The 23,558-nt window shown below is 65.9% G+C and carries 22 protein-coding genes and 1 pseudogene; 19 read left to right on the top strand and 4 right to left on the bottom strand.

The window, feature by feature from the left end; translation table 11 throughout:
* Positions 1-94 precede the first annotated feature (94 nt).
* From A5645_RS23295 to A5645_RS23285, 3 genes are all read left to right on the top strand, one after another.
* Positions 95-1,015, top strand: coding sequence for an alpha/beta hydrolase (locus A5645_RS23295; protein WP_065131204.1), 921 nt, complete (start codon positions 95-97; stop codon positions 1,013-1,015).
* Between the two features lie 63 nt (positions 1,016-1,078).
* Complete coding sequence (locus A5645_RS23290; RefSeq protein WP_065131203.1) at positions 1,079-1,492, top strand: amidase family protein; 414 nt, start codon at positions 1,079-1,081, stop codon at positions 1,490-1,492.
* Between the two features lie 83 nt (positions 1,493-1,575).
* Positions 1,576-2,943 carry a DUF3592 domain-containing protein gene (locus A5645_RS23285; protein ID WP_065131202.1) on the top strand — a complete coding sequence of 456 codons (1,368 nt, stop codon included), beginning with the start codon at positions 1,576-1,578 and terminating at the stop codon, positions 2,941-2,943.
* Here the strand turns inward: A5645_RS23285 and A5645_RS23280 are convergent.
* On the bottom strand, positions 2,937-4,118 hold the full coding sequence (locus A5645_RS23280) for an FAD-dependent monooxygenase (protein ID WP_065131201.1): 1,182 nt from the start codon (positions 4,116-4,118) through the stop codon (positions 2,937-2,939). The genes A5645_RS23285 and A5645_RS23280 overlap by 7 nt on opposite strands.
* A complete protein-coding gene (locus A5645_RS23275) occupies positions 4,115-5,326 on the bottom strand; it encodes a serine hydrolase domain-containing protein (protein ID WP_065131200.1) in 1,212 nt (403 codons plus the stop codon). Before A5645_RS23275 ends, A5645_RS23280 begins: the two co-directional genes overlap by 4 nt.
* Before the next feature lie 204 nt (positions 5,327-5,530).
* On the opposite strand from A5645_RS23275, the gene A5645_RS23270 reads away from it, so the two are divergent.
* The 4 genes from A5645_RS23270 (at position 5,531) to A5645_RS23255 (ending at position 10,366) form a co-directional block, all read left to right on the top strand.
* A complete protein-coding gene (locus A5645_RS23270) occupies positions 5,531-6,550 on the top strand; it encodes an LppX_LprAFG lipoprotein (RefSeq protein ID WP_366663771.1) in 1,020 nt (339 codons plus the stop codon).
* 212 nt (positions 6,551-6,762) lie between these two features.
* Positions 6,763-8,235, top strand: a complete 1,473-nt coding sequence (locus A5645_RS23265; RefSeq protein WP_155768139.1) for a cytochrome b5 domain-containing protein — start codon at positions 6,763-6,765, stop codon at positions 8,233-8,235.
* Positions 8,232-9,386, top strand: coding sequence for a type III polyketide synthase (locus A5645_RS23260; protein ID WP_065131199.1), 1,155 nt, complete (start codon positions 8,232-8,234; stop codon positions 9,384-9,386). Before A5645_RS23265 ends, A5645_RS23260 begins: the two co-directional genes overlap by 4 nt.
* Positions 9,387-9,391: 5 nt before the next feature.
* Complete coding sequence (locus A5645_RS23255; RefSeq protein ID WP_065033684.1) at positions 9,392-10,366, top strand: sulfotransferase domain-containing protein; 975 nt, start codon at positions 9,392-9,394, stop codon at positions 10,364-10,366.
* A 40-nt stretch (positions 10,367-10,406) separates the two neighbouring features.
* Here A5645_RS23255 and A5645_RS23250 read toward each other — a convergent pair whose 3' ends face one another.
* Positions 10,407-11,300: an alpha/beta fold hydrolase gene (locus A5645_RS23250; protein WP_065131198.1), complete on the bottom strand. Its 894-nt coding sequence runs from the start codon at positions 11,298-11,300 to the stop codon at positions 10,407-10,409.
* 90 nt (positions 11,301-11,390) lie between these two features.
* Between A5645_RS23250 and A5645_RS23245 the strand changes: the two genes are divergently transcribed.
* The 12 genes from A5645_RS23245 (at position 11,391) to gmk (ending at position 23,226) form a co-directional block, all read left to right on the top strand.
* Positions 11,391-12,008, top strand: a complete 618-nt coding sequence (locus A5645_RS23245; RefSeq protein ID WP_065131197.1) for a TetR/AcrR family transcriptional regulator — start codon at positions 11,391-11,393, stop codon at positions 12,006-12,008.
* A 368-nt stretch (positions 12,009-12,376) separates the two neighbouring features.
* Entirely contained in the window at positions 12,377-12,802 is a 426-nt protein-coding gene (locus A5645_RS23240) for a cellulose-binding domain-containing protein (protein ID WP_065131196.1), read from the top strand.
* A 170-nt stretch (positions 12,803-12,972) separates the two neighbouring features.
* Positions 12,973-13,533 (top strand): bifunctional pyr operon transcriptional regulator/uracil phosphoribosyltransferase PyrR, encoded by a 561-nt coding sequence (pyrR, locus tag A5645_RS23235; RefSeq protein WP_065131195.1) that lies wholly within the window; start codon positions 12,973-12,975, stop codon positions 13,531-13,533.
* On the top strand, positions 13,530-14,492 hold the full coding sequence (locus tag A5645_RS23230) for an aspartate carbamoyltransferase catalytic subunit (protein WP_065131194.1): 963 nt from the start codon (positions 13,530-13,532) through the stop codon (positions 14,490-14,492). Before pyrR ends, A5645_RS23230 begins: the two co-directional genes overlap by 4 nt.
* On the top strand, positions 14,489-15,793 hold the full coding sequence (locus A5645_RS23225) for a dihydroorotase (protein ID WP_065131193.1): 1,305 nt from the start codon (positions 14,489-14,491) through the stop codon (positions 15,791-15,793). The genes A5645_RS23230 and A5645_RS23225 overlap by 4 nt, the downstream gene beginning before the upstream one ends.
* Before the next feature lie 155 nt (positions 15,794-15,948).
* A complete protein-coding gene (locus A5645_RS23220) occupies positions 15,949-16,449 on the top strand; it encodes a PH-like domain-containing protein (RefSeq protein WP_065131192.1) in 501 nt (166 codons plus the stop codon).
* 13 nt (positions 16,450-16,462) lie between these two features.
* A complete protein-coding gene (carA, locus tag A5645_RS23215) occupies positions 16,463-17,581 on the top strand; it encodes a glutamine-hydrolyzing carbamoyl-phosphate synthase small subunit (protein WP_065131191.1) in 1,119 nt (372 codons plus the stop codon).
* Positions 17,582-17,675: 94 nt separating this feature from the next.
* Positions 17,676-21,032 carry a carbamoyl-phosphate synthase large subunit gene (gene carB, locus A5645_RS23210; protein ID WP_065131190.1) on the top strand — a complete coding sequence of 1,119 codons (3,357 nt, stop codon included), beginning with the start codon at positions 17,676-17,678 and terminating at the stop codon, positions 21,030-21,032.
* Positions 21,025-21,849 carry an orotidine-5'-phosphate decarboxylase gene (gene pyrF, locus A5645_RS23205; RefSeq protein WP_065131189.1) on the top strand — a complete coding sequence of 275 codons (825 nt, stop codon included), beginning with the start codon at positions 21,025-21,027 and terminating at the stop codon, positions 21,847-21,849. Before carB ends, pyrF begins: the two co-directional genes overlap by 8 nt.
* Positions 21,850-21,886: 37 nt before the next feature.
* Positions 21,887-22,150: a hypothetical protein gene (locus A5645_RS23200; protein WP_065131188.1), complete on the top strand. Its 264-nt coding sequence runs from the start codon at positions 21,887-21,889 to the stop codon at positions 22,148-22,150.
* A 98-nt stretch (positions 22,151-22,248) separates the two neighbouring features.
* Entirely contained in the window at positions 22,249-22,563 is a 315-nt protein-coding gene (mihF, locus tag A5645_RS23195) for an integration host factor, actinobacterial type (protein WP_036355303.1), read from the top strand.
* A 57-nt stretch (positions 22,564-22,620) separates the two neighbouring features.
* Complete coding sequence (gmk, locus tag A5645_RS23190) at positions 22,621-23,226, top strand: guanylate kinase (protein WP_065131187.1); 606 nt, start codon at positions 22,621-22,623, stop codon at positions 23,224-23,226.
* A 162-nt stretch (positions 23,227-23,388) separates the two neighbouring features.
* Here the strand turns inward: gmk and rpoZ are convergent.
* Positions 23,389-23,558, bottom strand: a pseudogene (gene rpoZ, locus A5645_RS23185) (DNA-directed RNA polymerase subunit omega); the annotation flags it as partial.

Genomic DNA, 23,558 nt, shown 5'->3' with positions numbered 1-23,558 from the left:
CGTTCGGCGCCCGCCCGAACATGCACTAGTCATGGCATAGCGATCGTTATATAGTGATCGTTATTCTAAGGTCCGACTAGGAAGGGACACACGTATGGCAGACGAGCAGGCGGTATTGGCGGGGATCTTCGCGGAGATCGGCAGGCGGTCGTCGAACCCCAATTTCGAGCTGGAGACGATCCGGGACGTCGCCGAGAACATCCATGTGGTGACGAAGGAACCCGAGGGTGTCACCTACGCCGAGGTCGACGCCGGCGGAGTCGAAGCGCTGTGGTGTATCCCCATCGACAGCGACCCGGAATCGGTCCTCCTACACAGCCACATGGGCGGCAGTGTGCTGATGTCCATGCACTCCGACCGAAAAGCGGCCGCGCACATCGCGAAAGCAACGGGTACGCGTTCACTGGTAGTGAACTTCCGGCGCTCCCCGGAACACAAGTACCCGGCGCAGGTGGAAGACGTGGAAAGCGCTTACCGCTGGTTGCTTGCACAGGGTTATCAGCCCAGCAAGATCGGCAGCGTGGGCCACTCGATCGGCGGCTACCTCGCCGTCGAACTCGCCCTGCGGCTGCGGGATCGGGGCGAGGCGCTGCCCGGCGCGGTGCTGTCCATCTCGCCCTGGACCGACACCACGATGTCCGGCGAATCCGTCGAAACCAACGCGGGGCGGGACAAGCTGCTCACCCGCGGATTGATGGAGCTGTTCCGGTCGTCCTGGCTGGACGGCACCGGCGTGGAATACACCGACCCGCGTGTGCATCTGCTTGGCGCCGACCTGTCCGGCTTGCCGCCCACTTTGGTGTACTACGGCGAGTACGAACTGCTCGCCTCGGATGCTGTCGCCTTCGCGCAAAAGGCAAGGGAAGCGGGCAGTGACGTCGTTCTGCGGCAACTCGACGAGGGACAGCACTCCTTCATCATGGGAGCGGGCCGCATCGACGCAGTCGACCGCGCGATCGCCGAGATGGGCAGCTGGCTGCGCTGGACCCTCGGACTTCAGGCGAAGGTTGCCTAGCGTAATGCAACCTTTCGAACTGACCCTGGCCAACGTGGCTCCAGCGGCGGATCGGCGGCGGCGGTGGCGGTCGGCGCGCGCCGGGCACTGCCGGCCGGCTTCTCCGTCTCGGCCACGGATTACCTAGACGCACAACAGAAGCGGGAACGATTTCGCCAACAGTGGCGGAAGATCTTCGACGATATCGATGTCCTGCTAACACCGACGGTGCCGGTTGCCGCAATGGACGCAGCCAAGCCGCAGGTGCGGTGGCCCGACGGGGTTACCGAAGATCCGGTGGATGCCTATATCCGGTTCTGGGCGCCAGCGAATTTGGCTGGGCTACCGGCTCTTTCGGTGCCGTGCGGCTTTACCAGTGCCGGTCTGCCGGTCGGTCTGCAGATCATCGGTCGGGCATTTGACGAGCCGACGGTATTGCGCATAGGGCATGCGTATCAGTCCGCGCAAGCCGGGGCGACGTTGGCCAACGCCGCCTGATTCGCTGGTGACCGGTTCGGCGAAACGCCCCACACACCGCCACAGCGGTGCGACCATTGTCCGCATCACTTTGGAGGTTGGTGATGAAGGGCGAATGGCTGTATCTGGTCGCCGGCGGAGCGATGGTGTTGTCCGGTGCTTGGCGACTGGTGAAGATCTTCGTCAAGCTCCAGGTCAGCCGCGGCAACCGCGCCTGGCCGACCGTACCCGGGCAGATCACCCAATCCGAGACGGTTGACACCGGAGAGGAGGAGGAGTTCCGGGTCGAATATCGCTACGAGGTGAACGGGGTCCGGCAATACGGCGACGTTCTGCAAGTCGGCCATTCGTCCGCCTCGCGTGCCAAAAACAGGGCTCTGCTGCAACGGTATCCAGCCGGAGCCGATGTGGAGGTCCACTACGATCCGGCCGATCCCTCGACCGCGGTCCTGATCCCGGGCGGCGGACGAAACATGTTGGCGCCCATCGCGGCCATGCTGGTACTCATCGGCGGTGGGATGTGGATCTCCTATGCCGCAGTTGAACGACACTTGGCAGCCGAAGCGGACCGGGCCGAGGCGGAGGCGGAGCTACCGCGCGTGCCGTTCTACGAGCTCAACGCCCCAGGCGGCGTCGCGATCGATGCCGACGGATACGTCTACGTCTGTGACGGGCCGGCCAAGTCACCGTCGAGGGCCCCGGGGTTCCCGATCGGTCCGCCGGGCATCCCCGGATTTTCGACCACCACCCCTGCGGTGCCGGGTTTTCCTGGGCCCCCCGCGTTTGATGCACCGGCCGGACGGTTGTTGCGATTGGACCCGGGTTTGCTCAGTGCCACCAACCAATTGCCCCGCGTGCTGGGCAACCCCGACGGCATAGCCCTCAATAGTGCGGGTGATTTCTATATCACCGACCGGGGGATGCTCTGGGTCTATACGGCGGAACATGATGCGGACCGGGGTCATACGAAGTTCACCGGTGCCACGCCCCTTCGCAGTGTGTCCTCGGGAAGTGTCGCGGTCGATGCTGCCGGGAACGCGTACGTCACCGAACAATCTTCCGGGCGGGTGTTGAAGATGGCGGCAGAAACTAAAACGGCGACTGAGGTTTTCAAGGTTCCCGACAACGGGTCGGCCGCCGACGTCGCGGTGGACCGGGCCGGCGCCGTCTATGTCACCGATGCCCGCGGTAACAGGGTGTTCAAGATCGCGGTCGACGGGACGCCCACCCCGTTGCCGTTCCCGGAGCTCTCCCAACCGCAGGGAGTTGCAGTCGACAGCGCCGGCAACGTCTATGTCGTCGACGGCGGCCACCGCCGGGTGATGAAGTTGACCGCGAACGCACCGACCGCGACAGACCTACTACTCGAGAGTCTCGTGGATCCCTACGACATTGCGGTCGACAACGCGGGCAACCTCTTCGTCACCGACCGCGGTGGCCACCGCATACTGAAATTCCCGCCCGCTCAATAATCGGGCAGGTCCACGGCCGCTGCGGTGGTGAACCATTTCCGCTCCGCGATCGGCCGAAATGGCCAGCGCTGCATGCACTTCATCACCATCGCCGTCACTCGGATGTCCGACGCCGACTTCGGTAGGTATCCGTCGATTCCGTTGGGCAGCTTCTGGCACCGGTCGACATACGGCCGCATCACCTTCTGGTAGCGCTGCAGCGCGGCGGACAACGGTTGTGCGCCGAGTTCGCCGGCCAACACGTACGCCCCGACCAGCGCCAGGCTGGTGCCCATCCCGCTGAGCGGCGACGCGCAGTAGCCGGCATCACCGACCAGCGCGACCCGTCCGGCCGCCCAATCCTTCATATGCACCTGGGTGAACGCGTCGAAGTAAAAATCCCCGGCGTGTCGTGCCGCGTCGATCAACGCATCGGTATGCCAGCCGGCGCCGGCGAAACGGGTGGCAAGCAGATCGCGCTGGGCGTTGAGGTCAGCACGGTCGTAACTGATCGGTTCCGACCGGAAAGCCAGGCCCGCTTTGCATTTCGTGGGGTCGTGCGACGGCCGCATCGACACGTTCAGCCCCGGCGCCTGGTACATCAGGTACCACCCGTCGAGCCCGACGTTGTCGGGTGCGGTAAACCAGGCGTTGTAACCCCCGAGGGGCCGGACGAATTCTTCCTCCGGCCCGAAGGCGAGTCGCCGCACGGCCGAATGGGGACCGTCCGCCCCGACCACCAGATCGGCTTGAACGGTCGTGCCATCCGACAACGTTGCAGATACGGCGTTCTCGGTTTCATCGAGCTCGATGATCCGCGTGTTGAAGCGGTATTCGGTGTCGCCGGCCGTCGCCTGATAGAGCACATCGGTCAGATCGCCGCGCAGGATCTCCAGCGCACTCACCATCCCGTTGCCGTGAAACGCCTCGACCGGCATCTCGGCGCGTCGCCGGCCATCGGACTTCACCCAGGCGATGCCGCGCTGATCCAGGCTGCGGGCACGCATCTGATCGAGCAACCCCATCCGCTCGACGACCTGCCGGCCGGCGCCACGCAGGTCGACGGTCTGACCACCGGGCCGGATGCCCTCGGCGATCTCGACGACGATGGTGCGGAATCCGCTGCGGTTGAGCCAGAACGCCAAAGACGGACCGGCGATCCCCGCGCCGCTGATCAATACGGTGGATTCGGTCATGCTTGCAGCCCCAGCGCTCGGTAGGTGTGCCGCACAAACCTCGGTTGTGCCGTCCGAAGCTTGGCCAGCGCCGGATTGCCGGCGACGGCCTCGGCGGCGTTGACCGTCAGGTCGGGACAGTACTGAATCAGATACAGCAGGATCAGGTCGGCACTCGGGTCGGCCTGCCACCACGTCCCGTAGGCGCCGGGCCACGTGAACGTCCCGACGCCCCCCGGGCCGAACAACGGCGTGGCCTTGGCCGGGTCAGTGACCACGGACAGATTCAGCCCGAAGCCCCGTCCCACCCAGTACGGGGACCCCAGAAAGTTGTGCCGCTTCTGTTCATCGGTCAGCCGGTCGGTGCGCATCAGGCGCACCGACTCCGCCGAAAGCACCCGCACGCCGTCGATCACCCCGTCCGCCAGCAGCATCCGGGCGAACCTCAGGTAATCGTCCGCGGTCGACCACAGCCCACCGCCGGCATTGCAGAACTGCGGCGGCTTGACTTGCGGGGGCCCCATCACATCGTGGCGTAACTTGTCGTGCTCGTCGTGCCGGTACATCGTGGCCGCGCGACCACGTGCCTCGGGCGTGACGAAAAAACCGGTGTCGGGCATGCCCGCTGGGCCTAGGACGTGCTCGTCGAATATCTCGTAGAGCGGCTTGTCCTCGATTCGCGAGAGAATCACGCCTAGCAGGTCGATGGAGTGGCTGTACGTCACCCTTTCGCCGGGCTGATGCACCAGGGGCAAGGCGGCAAGTTCGGCCACCCAGGCATCAGACCCCTGGTTGAAGGGCAGTCGCAGATATGCCTGTGAGATTGGCCCGGACACGGAGAAGCCGTACGCGAGGCCGCTGGTATGCGTGAGCAGATCCTCGATCAGGATGGGACGCCGGACCGAATGAGTCCGGTCCAGCGGGCCGAGCGGGTCGTCGAGCACTCGCACGTCGGCCAGTTCGGGAACCCACCGCACGACCGGGTCGCGCAAAGTCACTTTTCCTTGGTCGACGAGGCTCATGACCGCGGCCACCGTGACCGGTTTGGTCATCGAAGCGATGCGGAACAAGGTGTCGCGCCGCATCGGCAGTCCCGCCTCGACGTCGCGATACCCGATCTCGTTGACCTGCAGCAGCTCTCCGCGGTGCCATACCACGGTGACCGCCCCCGCGAGCAGACCCGCCTCACACACCTCGCGGATGGTCGTCTGATTGCCGTCGAGATTCACCCGCCTCAGGTTAGCCGCTGCCCGTCCGAAACCAGCGAAACGGGCGCTCCGCAAAGATTCTGCAGGTGCTCGGAACCCGGTCCGGGCCAGCGACAGTTACTTTGCCGTATCGGTTTCCAGGTCTCGTGTCGCATGCTAAATTCGCGCTCTCTGGCAAATGCGAACTGGGGAACGGGCTGTGAGGGCGGCGACGTGTGATCGAAGATGTCGTTGCTGGTGAACCCAGGGTGCGGGGATGCAGTCACCGAGACCCGCCACCATGGACCGGAGCCTGATGTGCGGGCTCCGGCCATACCGTACGACGAGGGTAGCGCTCCGCTGCTCACTTTCACCGGTCGGACAACTCAGCAAAGGCTGGCCATGAATGGCTTGATCTCACAAGCGCAAATTTCGCATCGACCCTTCTCCCGTCGGCCCTTCACCCGGGTGCCTGCCGTGCTCCTGTTCGCGACAGCACTTGTCGCGACGGTCATCACGGGATGCGGGGGAAAATCCTCCACTGGTAGCTCTTCCACCTCGGGCGCGGCCGGTTCCTCCGCCGCCTCGGCCACATCGGGTGCGGCATCCGGAACATCCGGTACCCCGTCACCAGAAGCGCAGCAGCTCTTGAAGGACGCCTCCAAGGCGACCACCGGTCTGCACTCCCTGCACGTCAATCTGCAGACCACCAACATCACCACGCTTCCGATGGAGATGGTCAACGCCGACATCACCAACCAGCCCCAGGGCAACGGGCAGGCCGTCGGCGACGCGATGATCCGCTTGCAGCCGAAAACACCCGCGGTCCCGAAGCAGTTCCTGGTCTCCAACAAGACCATGTACACCAAGGACGAGACCGGCAAGTACACCTCGGTCGGTCCGGCCGAGAAGATCTATGACCCAGGTGTCGTCCTGGACAAGGACAAAGGCATCGGTGCGGTGATCGGCAAGGTCAACGGCGCGCAGTCGGCCGGGACGGAAACCATCGACGGTGTGGTCACCCTGAAGGTGACCGGCACCGTCGATCCGGCCATCGTCGACCCGCTGGTCCCGCAGATCGGCAGGGACGCCAAAGGCCCGCTGCCGGTAACGCTTTACATCGTCGACGTGAAAGCCCCGAACGCGCCCGGCACGCCGCCGAGCCCGTATCTGGTGCGGATGGTGCTCGACAAGGACCAGGGCCACGTCACCATCACCCTGTCCAGTTGGGGAGCGCCGGTTACGATTCCGAACCCGGCGGGTTAAACCACGACAGGGCAGTCCGGATGGGAACCGGCGCGTCACGAGGCTGGTTCCCATCCGTTTGACCGCATGGCGGGGCACCCGTGACGAACTCGGTGCTGCCGCAACCAGAATTCTTTGAGGATCCTCCAAGGCCGCGCAAACACTCTTGGGCCAGCTTGCCGGAACCACTGGCCGGCAGTTGAACTCACCCATCAGACACCGGAGGAACACGAATGACCAACGACCTTCCCGAGGTCCAGGAGCGCGGGCCCGCGCCACGCCCTGGGCCGCCGCCGGGCGGGCCGCCACTGCTGCCGGACGTGTGGGTATACAACGGGCGGGCATACGACCTGAGCGATTGGATCGCCAAGCATCCCGGCGGCGCCTTCTTCATCGGCCGGACCAAGAACCGGGACATCACCGCGATTATCGCTTCCTACCACCGGGATCCGGCCGTGGTCGAGCGCATTCTGGAGCGGCGTTACTCGTTGGGCCGCGATGCCACACCACGCGACATCCACCCCAAACACAATGCGCCCCCATTCCTGTTCAAGGACGACTTCAACAGTTGGCGTGACACTCCGAAGTATCGATTCGACGATCACAAGGACCTGATGCACCGGGTCAAGGCGCGGCTCACCGAGCCGGCATTGGCCGCCCGGATCAAGCGGATGGACCGGCTTTTCAACGTCGTCGTCGTGCTCCTGGCGATCGCCTACTTCGGGGTGCAGGGGCTGCGACTGGCGGAACCGCGGTATATGCCGTTGTGGGCCTTCGTGATTGCCATGGTGGTGCTGCGCAGCTCGCTGGTCGGGTATGGCCACTACGCACTACACCGGGCACAACGAGGCTGGAACAGGTTCTTCGCCAACGCTTTCGACCTGAACTACATAGCGCTGTCACTGGTCGTCGCCGACGGACACACCCTGCTGCATCACCCGTACACCCAGAGTGACGTCGACATCAAGAAGAACGTCTTCACCATGATGATGCGGTTACCCCGGTTGTATCGGGTTCCGGTGCACACTTTGCACAAGTTCGGCCACACCGTCACCGGTATGGCCGTGCGGCTGGCCGATGTGTGGAACATGACGCGCAAGGTGGGTGTGAAAGAGGGTTACGGCAGCTGGCGTAACGCGTTGCCCCACTTCCTCGGGTCTTCGGCGGTCCGTTTGCTCCTGATCGCCGAGCTGATTGTCTTCCTGGCTGCCGGTGACTTCTGGGCCTGGGCACTGCAATTCGCTGCGACGTTGTGGCTGAGCACCTTCATGGTGGTGGCCAGCCACGAATTCGAGGATGAGCTGCAGGGGTGCCCGGCGGCGGGCGAGGACTGGGGTGTCGACCAGGTCGAGCACGCCAACGACCTGAAAGTGGTGGGCAACCGCTACCTCGACTGCTTCCTGTCGGCCGGCCTGAGTTCGCACCGGGTCCACCATGTACTGCCGTTCCAGCGCAGCGGATTCGCCAACATAGTTACCGAGGACGTCTTACGCGAAGAAGCGGCCAAGTCGGGTGTCGCGTGGTTGCCCGCGAAGAGCTTCCTCACCGACCGGTTGCCCAAACTCAGCCGGACCTATCTGCTCTCGCCGTCGCGCGAAGCCAGGCAACGCAATTGGGGATTGCTGCGTGAGCATCTGTCGCCCGCGGCGTGGAAGGAAAGCGTCAGCTACGTGGCGGCCGGTTTCGTCGGGATCGGTTCGGTATGAGCACCCCGCAGTACGAGGCGCAGGTCGACCTCGCACAGTTGCCGCCCGCTCCGCCGACCACCGTGGCGGTGATCGAGGGCATCGCCACCGGTGCGCCGGCGCGAGTGGTCGAGCAGTCCGACGCGGCTGATCGGGTAGCCGCGCTGTTCGTCGATCCGGAACAGCGGGAACGGATCCCGCGGCTCTACCACAAGACCCGGATCGGCACCCGTCGGATGGCGGTCGACCCGCTGGACCCTACCTTCGACGTCTTCCGGCGGGATCCGGGGACCATCCGGGACCGGATGAACCTGTTCTTCCAACACGCGGTGCCACTGGCGGCCGAGGTGAGTAGGCGAGCACTGGCGTGCACGCCGTACGGTCCCGACGAGATCGGGTTGCTGGTGTTCGTCACCAGCACCGGATTCGTCGCGCCGGGCGTGGACGTCGCACTGGTCAAGGAACTGGGGTTGTCCCGCTCGGTGTCGCGTGTGGTGGTCAACTTCATGGGCTGCGCGGCTGCCATGAACGCGACCCGCACCGCTGCCGCCTACGTTCGGGCCCACCCGAGCATGAAGGCGCTGGTGGTTTGCATCGAATTATGCTCGGTGAACGCGGTTTTCGCCGACGACGTAAACGACGTCGTGACCCACAGTCTGTTCGGCGACGGGTGCGGGGCCATGGTCCTGGGGGCCAGTCAAGTTCAGCAGCCCCTGCCGCCAGGACAGGTGGTGATCCGTAGCCACTTCACCCAGCTGCTTGACGAGGCCGAGGACGGCATCGTGCTCGGCGTGAATCACGACGGCATCACTTGCGAGCTGTCGGAGAACCTGCCCGACTACATCTACCGCGGGGTCGAGCCCGTCGTCGCCGAGGTATTGCGGGACAACGGATTGGATAGGGCCGACATCGATCTCTGGGCAATCCATCCGGGTGGTCCCCGGATCATCGAACAGTCGGCGCGGTCGCTGGGTCTGCCCGCCGGCTGCGCCGCCCAAAGCTGGGACATCCTGGCCCGGTTCGGCAACATGCTGAGTGTCTCGCTGATCTTCGTGCTGGAAAAGATGGTGCGGCAAGCTGACTCGGCAAAGTCCATCTCGACTGGTGTCGCATTCGCGTTCGCGCCGGGCGTCACCGTCGAGGGCATTCTCTTCGACATCATCCGGCGGTGACCGACATGAACCCTCAACTTCACGACCGGGTGCTCTACCGCGAGTTGATGACCGACAACTTGCGCTGGGACGCCCTGCGGCTGCGCGATGGCGACATCATCATCTCCACACCGCCCAAATGCGGCATGACCTGGACCCAGCGCCTGGTGTCACTGATCGTGTTCGACGGACCAGACCTGCCCGGACCGCTGTCGACGGTGTCACCCTGGCTGGATCAGACGATCCGCCCGATCGATGAAGTGGTCGCGGTTCTCGACGCGCAACGGCACCGGCGATTCATCAAGACGCACACGCCGCTGGACGGTCTCGTGCTCGACGACCGCGTGACCTACATCTGCGTCGGACGCGATCCGCGCGACGCCGCCGTCTCCATGCTGCACCAGACCACCAACATGGACCGCGACCGCGTGCGTGCGCTGCATGAGGCGGCGGTCCCTGCGCAACACCGGCTGGGAGCGCCCCCACCCGAACCCGGCTCCGGCAGCGCCCCGATCGAGGAGTTCCGGCACTGGCTGGAGGGTCCGGCCCTGCCGCCGCCCGGGGTCGGCTTTACCCCGCCCAAGGGGATCGGCACGCTGGCCAACGTCATCGACCAGTTCAACAAGGCGTGGGAGCGGCGGCACCTGCCCAACGTTGCGCTGTTCCACTACGCCGACTACCAGGCGGACCTGGTGGGAGAGATGATGCGGTTGGCTGCGGTACTTGGATACCGACTCAGCCAGGAACGCGCCCGCGAGCTCGCCCGGTACGCCACGCTGGGTGAGATGCGTTCTCGCGCTACAGAAGTCGCACCGAACACCACTGACGGCATCTGGCACAGCGACGCGCAGTTCTTCCGCCGGGGCGAGAACGGGGAGTGGCAGGAGTACTTCACCTACGCGGAGTACCGGCGCTATAACGACCGGATCAATCAGCTCGGGGCACCGGACATGCTGGCCTGGGCGCATGAGGGCCGCCGCGGCTGGGACCCGGACCGCTGACGGCACCGGCCCGAGTACCTGCCTCGAATGGTGTTGTGCGCTAACGGTCCTGGTGTGCGCTCGCTGGCTCGGCGGGTGAATCCCAGTGCTGACGGAGGTGGGGGACGAAGAGGTGTGCGTGTTCGTCGGGGAAATGCATGCGCACACCGTCGAGGAGGCGCACGGCGACGGTTGAGGGGATGAGCTGAGCGAGGCGGTATGCCCATTTGGTGTGGAAGAGGGGGTCCCCGGTTCCCCAGACGATCAGGGTGGGCGCGGTGAGGGTGGCCAGTTGTGGGCGCACGGCGACGAGGTCGGCCGAGGACAATGCGGTGATGATGCGACTTAGCGCACGTGACGATTCTTCCGTGCCGAGGACGGGCGTGGCGTAGGCGTCGACAACTTGGTCCGGGAGTCGGCGGGGGTGTTGATACCCGATGCCTAGTACACGCTGCACCAGATGCCGTCTGGCGGCGAGGTGAGGACCGACCCGGGTAATAAGTCCGAGCCGAGCTGCGATCGTGATCGGTCTGAACAGGGTGGGCGGAGTGTTGCCCTCGGTGTCGCAATTGGTCAGCGTGAAGGTCGATACCCTCTCGCCGGCGTGGGCTGCGACGATCTGTGCGACCGCGCCGCCGGTGTCGTTAGCGACCAGGTCGAAGCGGTCTAGAGCCAAGTGGTCGCAGAGTTCGATGACGCGGCATGCCAGCCCTGTCAGGGATATGTCGGCGTTCACTTCTGCGGGCGGGGTATGCCCGTGCCCAGGGAGATCTATTGCGATGCAGCGGCGTTGAGCGGAGGCGACGGCGGAGATGACGTGACGCCACAACAGGCTGTTGGCGATTAGACCGTGGATAAAGACGGCGGGGCGACCCTGGCCGACGTCGAGGTAGCTCACCGGTCCGGAGGCGGTCGTGGTGCTCCGGCGGTGGGCCTGGAGTGCTTTGAGGTCCACGATTAGTGACCTACCCTCGCGTTTGCATACCTTATAGATGTCAGATACCCGCGGTATGTGAATGGTCTTTAGTCGACTATTGTTGGGCGTGTGGATGGTGTCAAGACCCGGCGGGCGGAGTACGCCGAACAGACCAGGGTGGCCCTACTGGACGCTGCCACCCGCGAGTTCGCCGAAAACGGCTTCGCGAACACGTCCATAACGCAGATCGCCGGCGCGGCGCGGGTCACGAAGGGCGCTGTTTACCATCACTTTTCGGACAAGGTGGGCCTGTTTGAGGCGGTCCTGGATCGGTGCAACGAGGCGGCGGAACGACAGGTGCTGGATGCGATCGCCACACATCCGACGGATCTGCGGAAGGCGGCGCTGGCAGGCCTGGAGGCCACATTGGACGTCTGCATGGACCCAATCGCCGGACGGCTGATTTACGCCGAGGGACCAGTCGGCCTGGGGTGGAGCCGTTGGCGCGCCTGCGAAGCGCGCTACACCAGTCGCAACGTCAAATTACTGCTGCGAGGTCTTGTTGGCGCTGGCGCGGTTCCCGGCGATACCCCGATCGAGGCGATGGCACAGCTACTCACCGGGATGATTACCCACGCGGGTATCGCTCTCGTCGAGGCGCCGGCTAGAAAGCGCAAGCGCACGCGTGACGAGCTCCGACGTGCGCTGCACCAGGTTCTGCGGGGCCTAGAGCGATCCCACATCTAGAGAAATGAGACAGCGGTGCCAGGCACTCCCCGGTTCATCGGAAGAATCAGTCGTTCGCTGGTCGTCTCACGGGTGCACACCTGTTTGCGGTTCTAGAGGACGCGCGCCGTGACTTATCAGATAGTGATTCTTCAGTACCGGCGTGGAAGGCTACCGCGGTTCTCACGACTTATCGGGGACGCAGCGCATCCGCTCCGCGGCGCGGTGTGGCCCGAACAGGCGTTGCTTGAAGGCCAGCTGCCATGCTGTCGACGCGAATATCGTGCTCGAAGTTGAGATTTCATCATGGTTTCGATTGGGCAAAGGTACGGCAGCTTATCGGCGGCGGAAGGGTGGATTTCGCCTGCTCGGTTATAGTGTTGGGTCCTATGAACGGACGGAGCAGGGTCGAGAAGCGCTGGCGCACAGCGTTTCACGTGGCCGCATCGGCGATTGTCGCTGCGGTCCTCGGGCTCTGCGGCGCCCCCGTCGCTCATGCGGCTGCGGCCACGGCGACGTTCGTGGTGGAACACACCTGGCAGACCGGTTTCATCGCCCGCTACACCGTCGCCAACGTGAGCATCGCGCCGCTGAGCGACTGGCGGCTCGAATTCGACATGCCGGTGGGCCAATCCGTCTCGCACGCGTGGAACAGCACCGTCAGTCAAGCCGGCACGCACTTCGTGGTGACCCCGGCGAACTGGAATCGCGTCATCCCGCCCGGCGGTACGGCCACGGGTGGAATGCGGGGTGTGCTCACTGGCACCTACTCGCCGCCGGTGAATTGCCGGATCAACGGGATGCCCTGCGCGTAGCCGCCCGGCCCCTGTGGCAAATGGTGCTGGTGTGACGAAATGCCGTGCCACCATGTGAAGTCACCGACTCGCGAACGCAGAGCTATCGCTGGTTCGTGTTAGGCTCCCCGGCAGTCGACATCCTTTAACGGACCGTCCAGAGAGGCGGAGAAGGAGGTCTAGTTTTTCGCATGGGTGCTGCAGCAAGCCGGCAACCGCGGGAACTGATGTCAGCGGCCGACGTCGGCCGCACCATTTCTCGCATGGCGCACCAGATCATCGAGAAGACCGCGCTGGACGGTCCCAACGCGACCCGGGTGGTGCTGCTCGGGATCCCGACGCGAGGTGTGACCCTGGCCAGCCGCTTGGCCGCCAACATCGCCGAATACAGCGGCGTCACCGTCGAGCACGGGTCGCTGGACATCACCCTGTACCGCGACGACCTGATGATCAAGCCGCCGCGGCCCCTGGAAGCGACGTCGATCCCGCCCGGCGGGATCGACGATGCGCTGGTCATCCTGGTCGACGACGTCCTGTACTCCGGCCGCTCGACCCGGTCGGCCCTGGACGCTCTGCGTGACGTCGGCCGACCCCGGATCGTGCAGCTGGCCGTGCTGGTCGACCGCGGCCACCGTGAACTTCCCATCCGCGCCGACTACGTCGGCAAGAACGTGCCGACCTCAAGCAGCGAGAGCGTGCACGTGCAACTCAGCGAGGACGACGGCCGAGATGGCGTGGTGATCACCCGATGACTCCGAGACACCTGCTAGCCGCGGGCGATCTGACCAGGGACGAGGCGACCGCCATCCTCGACGACGCGGATCGGTTCGCGCAGGCCCTGGTCGGCCGCGACGTCAAGAAGCTCCCGACGCTGCGGGGCCGCACCGTGGTCACCATGTTCTACGAGAACTCCACCCGCACCCGGGTGTCGTTCGAGGTAGCCGGCAAATGGATGAGCGCCGACGTGGTCAATGTGAGCGCATCGGGATCGTCGGTGGGCAAGGGCGAGTCGCTGCGCGACACCGCGCTGACGCTGCGGGCGGCGGGCGCCGACGCGCTGATCATCCGCCATCCCGCCTCCGGTGCGGCGCATCTGCTGGCCGACTGGACTTCCCACGGTCCGGCAGCGGAGAACCGTGGCGGCCCGTCGGTGATCAACGCCGGCGACGGCACTCACGAACATCCCACTCAGGCACTGCTCGACGCGCTGACCATCCGCCAGCGGCTGGGCGGCATTGATGGCCGTCGCATCGTGATCGTTGGCGACATCCTGCACAGCCGGGTGGCCCGTTCCAACGTGATGCTGCTGCACACGCTGGGCGCCGAGGTCGTCCTGGTGGCGCCGCCGACCCTGCTGCCGCGCGGTGTCGAGGGCTGGCCGGTAACCGTCTCCAACGACTTCGATGCCGAGCTGCCCGCCGCCGACGCCGTGCTGATGCTGCGGGTACAGGCCGAGCGAATGAACGGCGGCTTCTTCCCGTCGGTGCGCGAGTACTCGACGCTCTACGGTTTGTCCGCGCGGCGACAGGCGTTGCTGCCCGGCCATGCCGTGGTGCTGCACCCGGGTCCGATGCTGCGCGGCATGGAAATCTCGTCCTCGGTAGCCGACTCGTCGCAATCGGCTGTGCTGCAGCAGGTTTCCAACGGTGTGCATGTGCGAATGGCGGTCTTGTTCCACGTGCTGGTGGGGGCGGAGGAAGTCGCGGCATGAGTGTCTTGATCAGGAATGTGCGGCTGTACGGCCAGGGTGACCGGGTCGATGTGCTGGTCGACGCGCCCGGCTACGAAGGCCAAATCGCACAAATCGGGCCAGGTCTGGATATACCCGACACCGCTGACGTCATCGACGCCACCGACCAGGTGCTGCTGCCCGGGTTCGTCGATCTGCACACGCACCTGCGCGAGCCGGGCCGCGAATATGCCGAGGACATCGAAACGGGTTCGGCGGCCGCGGCTTTGGGTGGCTATACCGCGGTGTTCGCGATGGCCAACACCAATCCCGTCGCCGACAGCCCGGTGGTCACCGACCACGTGTGGCACCGCGGCCAGCAGGTCGGGCTGGTGGACGTGCATCCGGTCGGCGCGGTCACGGTCGGTTTGGCCGGGGTCGAGCTGACCGAGATGGGCATGATGAACGCCGGCGCCGCCGGGGTGCGGATGTTCTCCGACGACGGAATCTGTGTGCACGACCCGCTGGTCATGCGCCGTGCGCTGGAATACGCCACCGGTCTGGGCGTTCTGATCGCCCAGCACGCCGAGGAGCCCCGGCTGACGGTCGGTGCCGTCGCGCACGAGGGGCCGACCGCGGCCCGCCTCGGGCTCGCCGGCTGGCCCAGGGCCGCCGAGGAATCCATCGTCGCCCGCGATGCCCTGCTGGCGCGGGACGCGGGAGCCCGGGTCCACATCTGCCACGCGTCCACCGCCGGCACCGTCGAAATCGTTCGATGGGCCAAGGATCAGGGCATTTCGATCACCGCCGAGGTGACCCCGCATCACCTCTTGCTCGATGACAGCAGGCTGGCCAGTTACGACGGGCGAAATCGGGTCAACCCGCCGCTGCGCGAGTCGTCTGACGCGATCGCCCTGCGGCAGGCACTCGCCGACGGCGTCATCGACTGTGTGGCCACCGATCACGCGCCGCACGCCGAACACGAGAAGTGCGTCGAGTTCTCCGCGGCCCGCCCGGGCATGCTGGGCTTGCAGACGGCGCTGTCGGTGGTGGCGCAGGCCATGGTGCAGCCGGGCCTGCTGAGCTGGCGCGACGTCGCCCGGGTGATGAGTGAAAACCCGGCGCGGATCGTTCGGTTGCCCGATCAGGGCCGTCCCCTCGAGGTGGGCGAGCCGGCCAATCTGGCCGTCGTCGATCCCGACGCGACCTGGACGGTGGCCGGTGCCGACCTGGCCAGTCGGTCGGCCAACACACCGTACGAGTCGATGACGTTGCCCGCCAGGGTGACCGCGACGCTGCTCCGCGGGAAGGTCACTGCCCGGGATGGGAAGAGCCCGGCATGAACCGCGCCAGTGACCGTGCACAGCGAAGCTGCCGGCAGGAGCGGCGCGCATGAACCGCGTCAGCGACGATGCAGAGCGCAGCGATGAGGAGGAGCGGCGCGCATGAACCGCGTCAGCGACGATGCAGAGCGCAGCGATGAGGAGGAGCGGCGCGCATGAACTCAGGCACGCTGGTGGGATCGCTGATCTTCGCGGCGGTGCTGGTCGTGTTGCTCGCGGTGGCGATCCACCTGATGATGCGCGGCTGGCGGCGACGCTCCGAACGCCAGGTAGAGTTGGTGGGCGACTTGCCGGAACTGCCCATCGATTTCGGCGCCGCGACCGTCACCACACCGGGCCTCTACGTCGGCTGCACGCTGTCGCCGGCCTTGAACGACCGGGTCGTGGTCGGGGATCTGGGATACCGAAGCAAAGCGGTGCTGACCCGTTACACCAACGGAATTCTGGTGGAACGGATTCGCGCGCAACCGATTTGGATTCCTCAGGAATCAATAGTCAATATCCGCACCGAGCGCGGTCTGGTGGGCAAGGTCGCCGCTCGCAACGGACTCCTGGCGATCCAATGGCGGCTGCCGTCAGGTACCGAGATCTGCACCGGGTTCCGGGCGGACAATCGAGACGACTACGCGAAGTGGTTAGAGGAGACATCGAGCTAGATGAGTGGCGCTCATGAGTAAAGCCCTGTTGGTGCTTGAGGACGGCCGCGTCTTCACCGGCACGCCGTTCGGGGCGATCGGTCAGACGCTGGGGGAGGCCGTGTTCAGCACCGGCATGTCCGGTTACCAGGAAACGCTGACCGACCCCAGCTATCACCGTCAGATCGTGGTGGCCACCGCCCCGCAGATCGGCAACACCGGATGGAACGGTGAGGACGCCGAGAGCCGTGGCGACAAGATCTGGGTCGCCGGCTACGCGGTGCGCGACCCGTCCCCACGCGTCTCGAACTGGCGGGCCACTGGCTCGCTGGAAGCTGAGTTGGTGCGCCAGCGCATCGTCGGGATCGCCGGCATCGACACCCGCGCCGTGGTACGCCACCTGCGCAGCCGCGGCTCGATGAAGGCGGGCGTGTTCTCCGGCGCGGCCCTGGCCGAGCCCGAGGAACTGGTCGAGCGGGTACGTGGCCAGCAGCCGATGCTGGGCGCCCACCTGGCCGGTGAGGTCAGCACCCCGGAGACCTACGTCATCGAACCGGAAGGCGCGCAGCGCTTTACCGTGGTCGCGCTGGACCTCGGGATCAAGACCAACACGCCGCGCAACTTCGCCCTCCGCGGGATTCGCAGCCACGTGCTGCCCGCGTCGGCAACCTTCGACCAGATCGCCGAGATCAAACCGGACGGGGTGTTCCTGTCCAACGGTCCTGGCGACCCCGCTACCGCCGACCACACCGTCGCGCTCACGCGCGAGGTACTGGGCGCCGGAATCCCGTTGTTCGGCATCTGTTTCGGCAACCAGATCCTGGGCCGCGCGCTCGGGTTGTCGACCTACAAGATGGTGTTCGGCCATCGCGGGATCAACATCCCGGTGATTGACCACGCCACCGGGCGGGTGGCGGTGACCGCGCAGAACCATGGGTTCGCGCTCGAAGGCGAGGCCGGGCAGTCCTTCGACACGCCTTTCGGCACCGCGACGGTCAGTCACACCTGCGCCAACGACGGAGTGGTCGAAGGCCTGCGGCTCGCTGATGGGCGCGCCTTTTCGGTCCAGTACCACCCGGAGGCCGCGGCGGGCCCGCACGATGCGAATTACCTGTTCGACCAGTTCGTCGACCTGATGGCGAGGGAGAAATGATCACCACCCCCACCGCGACCGTGCGTGTCTGTACAGCGACACGCCGTAGCGAGCGTTCAGCTGCGCACCCTCGTGCCCGGAAAGGACGGCGCTAGTGCCCCGGCGGACCGACATCAATCACGTCCTGGTGATCGGCTCCGGGCCGATCATCATCGGCCAGGCGGCCGAATTCGACTACTCGGGCACCCAGGCGTGCCGGGTGCTGCGTGCCGAGGGCCTACAGGTGAGCCTGATCAACTCCAACCCGGCCACCATCATGACCGACCCCGAGTACGCCGACTTCACTTACGTCGAACCCATCACCCCGGCATTCGTCGAGAAGGTGATTGCCCAGCAGGCCGAGCGCGGCAACAAGATCGACGCGCTGCTGGCCACCCTGGGTGGACAGACGGCCCTGAACACCGCGGTCGCGCTTTTCGAGAACGGTGCACTGGAGCGCCACGGAGTCGAACTCATCGGCGCCGACATCGATGCCATCCAGCGTGGCGAGGACCGCCAGCGGTTCAAGGACATCGTCACCAAGGTAGGCGGCGAATCCGCCCGTAGCCGTGTGTGTTTCACCATGGACGAGGTTCGCGAGACGGTCGAGGACCTTGGGTTGCCGGTCGTGGTGCGGCCCAGCTTCACCATGGGCGGCCTGGGTTCGGGCATGGCCCGGTCGGTCGAGGACGTCGAACGCATGGCCGGTGCGGGCCTGGCCGCCAGCCCGAGCGCCAACGTGCTCATCGAGGAGTCGATCTATGGCTGGAAGGAATTCGAGCTCGAGTTGATGCGCGACGGCCACGACAACGTCGTGGTTGTGTGCTCGATCGAGAATGTCGACCCGATGGGCGTGCACACCGGTGACTCGGTCACTGTGGCGCCCGCGCTGACCCTGACCGACCGGGAATACCAGACGATGCGCGATCTGGGCATCGACATTCTGCGCGAGGTCGGCGTCGACACCGGCGGCTGCAACATTCAGTTCGCGATCAACCCGGACGACGGGCGGCTCATCGTCATCGAGATGAACCCTCGGGTGTCCCGCTCGAGTGCGTTAGCGTCCAAGGCCACCGGCTTCCCGATCGCCAAGATCGCTGCGAAGCTGGCCATCGGGTACACCCTCGACGAGATCGTCAACGACATCACCAAGGAAACCCCCGCCTGCTTCGAACCGACCCTGGACTACATCGTCGTCAAAGCGCCCCGCTTCGCCTTTGAGAAGTTCCCGGGGGCGGATCCGGCCCTGACCACCACGATGAAGTCGGTCGGCGAGGCAATGTCGTTGGGCCGCAATTTTGTCGAGGCGCTCGGCAAGGTGATGCGGTCACTGGAAACCACCCGAGCCGGGTTCTGGACCAAGCCGGACCCGGCCGGCAATGTCGACGACGTGCTGGCCCGGCTAAAGACTCCGACCGAAGGCCGGTTGTACGACATCGAACTGGCGCTGCGGTTGGGCGCGTCTGTGGAGCAGGTCGCCCAGGCCAGCGGTGTCGACCCCTGGTTCGTCGCGCAGATCGACGAACTGGTGGCACTGCGCGCCGAACTCGTCGATGCGCCGGTGCTGGACGCCGACCTGCTCCGGCATGCCAAGCACTGCGGATTGTCTGATCGTCAAATTGCCGCGCTCCGACCAGAACTGGCCGGTGAAGACGGCGTGCGGTCACTGCGCGAGCGGCTGGACATCCACCCGGTGTACAAGACCGTGGACACCTGCGCGGCCGAGTTCGAGGCCAAGACGCCCTACCACTACAGCAGTTACGAACTTGACCCGGCCGCCGAAACCGAGGTGGCCCCGCAAGTGGTGAAGCCCAAGGTGCTGATCCTGGGCTCCGGGCCCAACCGGATCGGGCAGGGCATCGAGTTCGACTACAGCTGTGTGCACGCGGCAACCACGTTGAGCCAGGCCGGTTTCGAGACGGTGATGGTCAACTGCAACCCCGAAACCGTGTCCACCGATTACGACACCGCGGACCGGCTGTACTTCGAGCCATTGACGTTCGAAGACGTCTTGGAGGTGTTCCACGCCGAGGACCAGTCCGGTGCCGGCGGGCCCGGCGTGGTGGGTGTGATCGTTCAGCTCGGCGGCCAGACCCCGTTGGGGCTCGCTCAGCGGCTGTACGACGCGGGGGTGCCGATCGTCGGGACCCCGCCGGAAGCCATTGACCTGGCCGAGGATCGCGGCGCGTTCGGTGACGTACTGACCGCCGCGGGACTTCCTGCGCCGAAGTACGGCATGGCGACCACGTTCGACCAGGCCCGTCGCATCGCCGCCGACATCGGCTACCCGGTGCTGGTCCGCCCGTCCTACGTGCTGGGCGGTCGGGGCATGGAGATCGTCTACGACGAGGACACCCTCGAGGGTTACATCAACCGGGCCACCGAGCTCTCACCCGAACACCCGGTGCTCGTCGACCGCTTCCTGGAAGACGCGGTGGAGATCGACGTGGACGCGCTGTGCGACGGCGCCGAGGTCTACATCGGCGGGATCATGGAGCACATCGAGGAAGCCGGCGTGCACTCCGGGGACTCGGCGTGCGCGCTGCCGCCGGTGACGTTGGGGCGCAGCGACATCGAGAAGGTTCGCCTCGCGACCGAGGCCATCGCGCACGGTATCGGCGTCGTGGGCCTGCTCAACGTGCAGTACGCGTTGAAGGACGACGTGCTCTACGTCTTGGAAGCCAACCCACGCGCGAGCCGCACGGTGCCCTTTGTGTCGAAAGCCACCGCCATCCCACTGGCGAAAGCGTGCGCGCGGGTCATGTTGGGCGCCAGTATTTCTCAGCTGCGTGAAGAGGGAATGCTGGTGGCGTCCGGGGACGGCGCCAGCGCGGCACCGTACGCGCCGATCGCGGTCAAGGAAGCGGTGTTGCCGTTCCACCGCTTCCGCCGCGCCGACGGTGCCGCCATCGACTCGCTGCTGGGTCCGGAAATGAAATCCACCGGCGAGGTGATGGGCATCGACCGTGACTTCGGCACCGCTTTCGCCAAGAGCCAGACCGCGGCGTACGGGTCGCTGCCGGCGGAGGGCACCGTGTTTGTGTCCGTCGCCAACCGGGACAAGCGGTCGCTGGTCTTCCCCGTGAAGCGCCTGGCGGACCTGGGGTTCCGGGTGCTGGCCACGGAGGGAACCGCGGAAATGTTGCGCCGCAACGGCATTCCGTGCGACGAGGTACGCAAACATTTCGAGTCGCCGGTCGAAGGGCGGCCGGCATTGTCGGCGGTCGACGCCATCCGGGCCGGTGAGGTCGACATGGTGATCAACACGCCCTACGGCAATTCCGGGCCGCGCATCGACGGCTATGAGATCCGCTCGGTCGCGGTGGCCGTCAACATCCCTTGCATCACAACGGTTCAGGGCGCCTCGGCGGCGGTGCAGGGCATCGAGGCGGGTATCCGCGGCGACATCGGGGTGCTGTCGCTGCAGGAGCTGCACCGCTCATTCGGCACGCGAAACTCTCACGGTGACTAGTTCCGGACCCAGCTTCGGGACCCGGCTGTCCGAGGCCAGGTCGAGTCGGGGTCCGCTGTGCCTGGGCATCGACCCGCACCCCGAACTGCTGCGAGCCTGGGACCTGCCGACCACCGCCGACGGCCTGGCCGCGTTCTGCGACATCTGTGTGCAGGCGTTCGCAGGCTTCGCGGTGGTCAAACCTCAGGTGGCGTTCTTCGAGGCCTACGGTTCGGCCGGGCTGGCGGTGCTCGAACGCGCCATCGCCGAACTGCGGGCGAACGGCGTCCTGGTGCTCGCCGACGCCAAGCGGGGCGACATCGGTTCGACCATGGCCGCCTACGCCGCGGCGTGGGCGGGCGACTCGCCGCTGGCCGCGGATGCCGTGACGGCCTCGCCCTATCTGGGGTTCGGGTCGTTGCGGCCCCTCCTGGAGGTCGCTGCCGCGCACAATCGCGGCGTGTTCGTCCTGGCGGCCACCTCCAACCCCGAAGGTCCGACGGTGCAGCGCGCTGATGCCGGCGGCCGAACGGTGGCCCAATTGATCGTGGACCACGTCGCGGCTGCCAACGCCGACGCCCAGCCCGGCTCTGTCGGCGTCGTCGTCGGGGCCACCGTGCTGGACCCACCTGACCTCGTCGCTATCGGCGGGCCGGTGCTGGTGCCCGGTGTGGGTGCCCAAGGCGGTCGTCCCGAGGCGCTGGCCGGTCTGGGCGGCGCGGCCCCGAACCAGCTGTGGCCGGCCGTGGCGCGCGAGGTGCTGCGGGCCGGACCGGACGTCTCGGCGCTGCGCGCCGCTGCTCAACACTTGCTCGAAGCCGTCGCCTACCTGGCGTGACGCGCCGCGCGACACGCGCGACACGTCGCAAGATTCCGTGATCCACGGCACTGGCTGCCGCGGTTGGCTGCGGTCGGCGCCGCCGCGCGCCGTACGCGCCGCCTCGCCGATTGCCGGTGAATTGCTGAATCCGCAGGTCAGCGGCTCTATTTCGGTCAATGTCAGCCAGACGACCGACGAGGTGGGCCGACCCGCTGGGCCGTCGCGAAGGTTGCTGCGGGAGACGCCGGAGTGCGCCGAAGAGCGCCTCGACGTGGGACTCACCTGGACAAATGACCCCGATATCGGGGGGTCGGGTTAGATTTCGTCAGGAAGCGTGAGTACGGTCGTCTGCGCTGGCTGGAGTACCCGGCCGAGACAAATAACGATCGATGGTTATCGATGAGAGACGGAGGAATCGTGGCCCTTCCCCAGTTGACCGACGAGCAGCGCGCTGCCGCGTTGGAGAAGGCTGCTGCCGCACGTCGAGCACGAGCTGAGCTCAAGGATCGGCTCAAGCGTGGCGGCACCAACCTCACTCAGGTGCTCAAGGACGCCGAGAGCGACGAAGTTCTGGGCAAGATGAAGGTTTCTGCGCTGCTGGAGGCGTTGCCGAAGGTTGGCAAGGTCAAGGCGCAGGAAATCATGACCGAGCTCGAGATCGCGCCGACCCGCCGGCTGCGTGGCCTTGGCGACCGTCAGCGCAAGGCCCTGCTGGAAAAGTTCGGCTCCTAACCCCCTGACTATGCAGGCCAACCGGCCTGTGGTGGGGGAACCGACCCAGGAGCGCCAATGAGCGCCGGCGGGGGACCGGATGGTACGACGCCTGTTGGAAGAACAGTCGTCCTGTCCGGTCCCTCCGCGGTCGGTAAGTCGACGGTGGTCCGGTGTCTGCGCGAGCGGATCCCGGACCTGCACTTCAGCGTCTCGGCCACGACTCGGGTACCGCGGCCGGGCGAAGTCGACGGGGTCGACTACCACTTCGTCACCCCGGCCCGCTTCCAGCAACTGATCGACCAGGGCGAATTGCTGGAATGGGCCGAAATCCACGGGGGATTGCACCGGTCGGGCACCCTGGCCGAGCCGGTGCGCACCGCCACCGGCTCCGGTCATCCCGTTCTCATCGAGGTCGATCTGGCCGGCGCCCGCGCCGTCAAAAAAGCCATGCCGGAGGCGACCAGCGTCTTTTTGGCCCCACCTAGCTGGGAGGATCTGGAAGCCCGACTGGTCGGCCGGGGCACCGAGACACCCGAGGTCATCCGCCGGCGACTGGACACCGCGCGCATCGAACTGGCAGCCCAGGACGACTTCGACGTGGTGGTGGTGAATCGCCGATTAGAGTCTGCGTGCGCCGAATTGGTATCCTTGCTGGTGGGAAACGCGCCGCAGCCGGCGTAAGCCCCTTAAGTTCTTACTCGTAAACCCGCTCTATGCCGCCAGGAGAATTTTTTCGTGAGTATTTCGCCGTCCGACGCCTCGTTGGCCGCCGTCCCCGACCAGTTCGATCCCGCAGCGGGAGGGGCAGGCGCCTACGACACCCCGCTGGGCATCACCAACCCGCCCATCGACGAGCTGGTTGTAGTAGTCGTTGATCTGCCGGGCCCGCTTGGCCGCGTAAATCACCAGCGCGTACTTGCTCGAGACGCGATCCAGCAGCTCGTCGATGGGCGGGTTGGTGATGCCCAGCGGGGTGTCGTAGGCGCCTGCCCCTCCCGCTGCGGGATCGAACT

The sequence above is a fragment of the Mycobacterium asiaticum genome, assembly GCF_001673635.1.
GTDB lineage: Bacteria > Actinomycetota > Actinomycetes > Mycobacteriales > Mycobacteriaceae > Mycobacterium > Mycobacterium asiaticum_C.
Note: the sequence above shows the minus strand (reverse complement) of the source record. Positions and strands in the feature narration are given on the sequence as shown.

Bases quoted from the DNA above. Each gene is read 5' to 3' on its own strand.
- A5645_RS23295 (WP_065131204.1), top strand. From the start codon at position 95: ATGGCAGACGAGCAGGCGGTATTGGCGGGGATCTTCGCGGAGATCGGC.
- A5645_RS23285 (WP_065131202.1), top strand. From the start codon at position 1,576: ATGAAGGGCGAATGGCTGTATCTGGTCGCCGGCGGAGCGATGGTGTTG.
- A5645_RS23280 (WP_065131201.1), bottom strand. From the start codon at position 4,118: ATGACCGAATCCACCGTATTGATCAGCGGCGCGGGGATCGCCGGTCCG.
- A5645_RS23270 (WP_366663771.1), top strand. From the start codon at position 5,531: ATGTCGTTGCTGGTGAACCCAGGGTGCGGGGATGCAGTCACCGAGACC.
- A5645_RS23265 (WP_155768139.1), top strand. From the start codon at position 6,763: ATGACCAACGACCTTCCCGAGGTCCAGGAGCGCGGGCCCGCGCCACGC.
- A5645_RS23260 (WP_065131199.1), top strand. From the start codon at position 8,232: ATGAGCACCCCGCAGTACGAGGCGCAGGTCGACCTCGCACAGTTGCCG.
- A5645_RS23255 (WP_065033684.1), top strand. From the start codon at position 9,392: ATGAACCCTCAACTTCACGACCGGGTGCTCTACCGCGAGTTGATGACC.
- A5645_RS23240 (WP_065131196.1), top strand. From the start codon at position 12,377: ATGAACGGACGGAGCAGGGTCGAGAAGCGCTGGCGCACAGCGTTTCAC.
- pyrR (WP_065131195.1), top strand. From the start codon at position 12,973: ATGGGTGCTGCAGCAAGCCGGCAACCGCGGGAACTGATGTCAGCGGCC.
- A5645_RS23230 (WP_065131194.1), top strand. From the start codon at position 13,530: ATGACTCCGAGACACCTGCTAGCCGCGGGCGATCTGACCAGGGACGAG.
- A5645_RS23225 (WP_065131193.1), top strand. From the start codon at position 14,489: ATGAGTGTCTTGATCAGGAATGTGCGGCTGTACGGCCAGGGTGACCGG.
- A5645_RS23220 (WP_065131192.1), top strand. From the start codon at position 15,949: ATGAACTCAGGCACGCTGGTGGGATCGCTGATCTTCGCGGCGGTGCTG.
- carA (WP_065131191.1), top strand. From the start codon at position 16,463: ATGAGTAAAGCCCTGTTGGTGCTTGAGGACGGCCGCGTCTTCACCGGC.
- gmk (WP_065131187.1), top strand. From the start codon at position 22,621: ATGAGCGCCGGCGGGGGACCGGATGGTACGACGCCTGTTGGAAGAACA.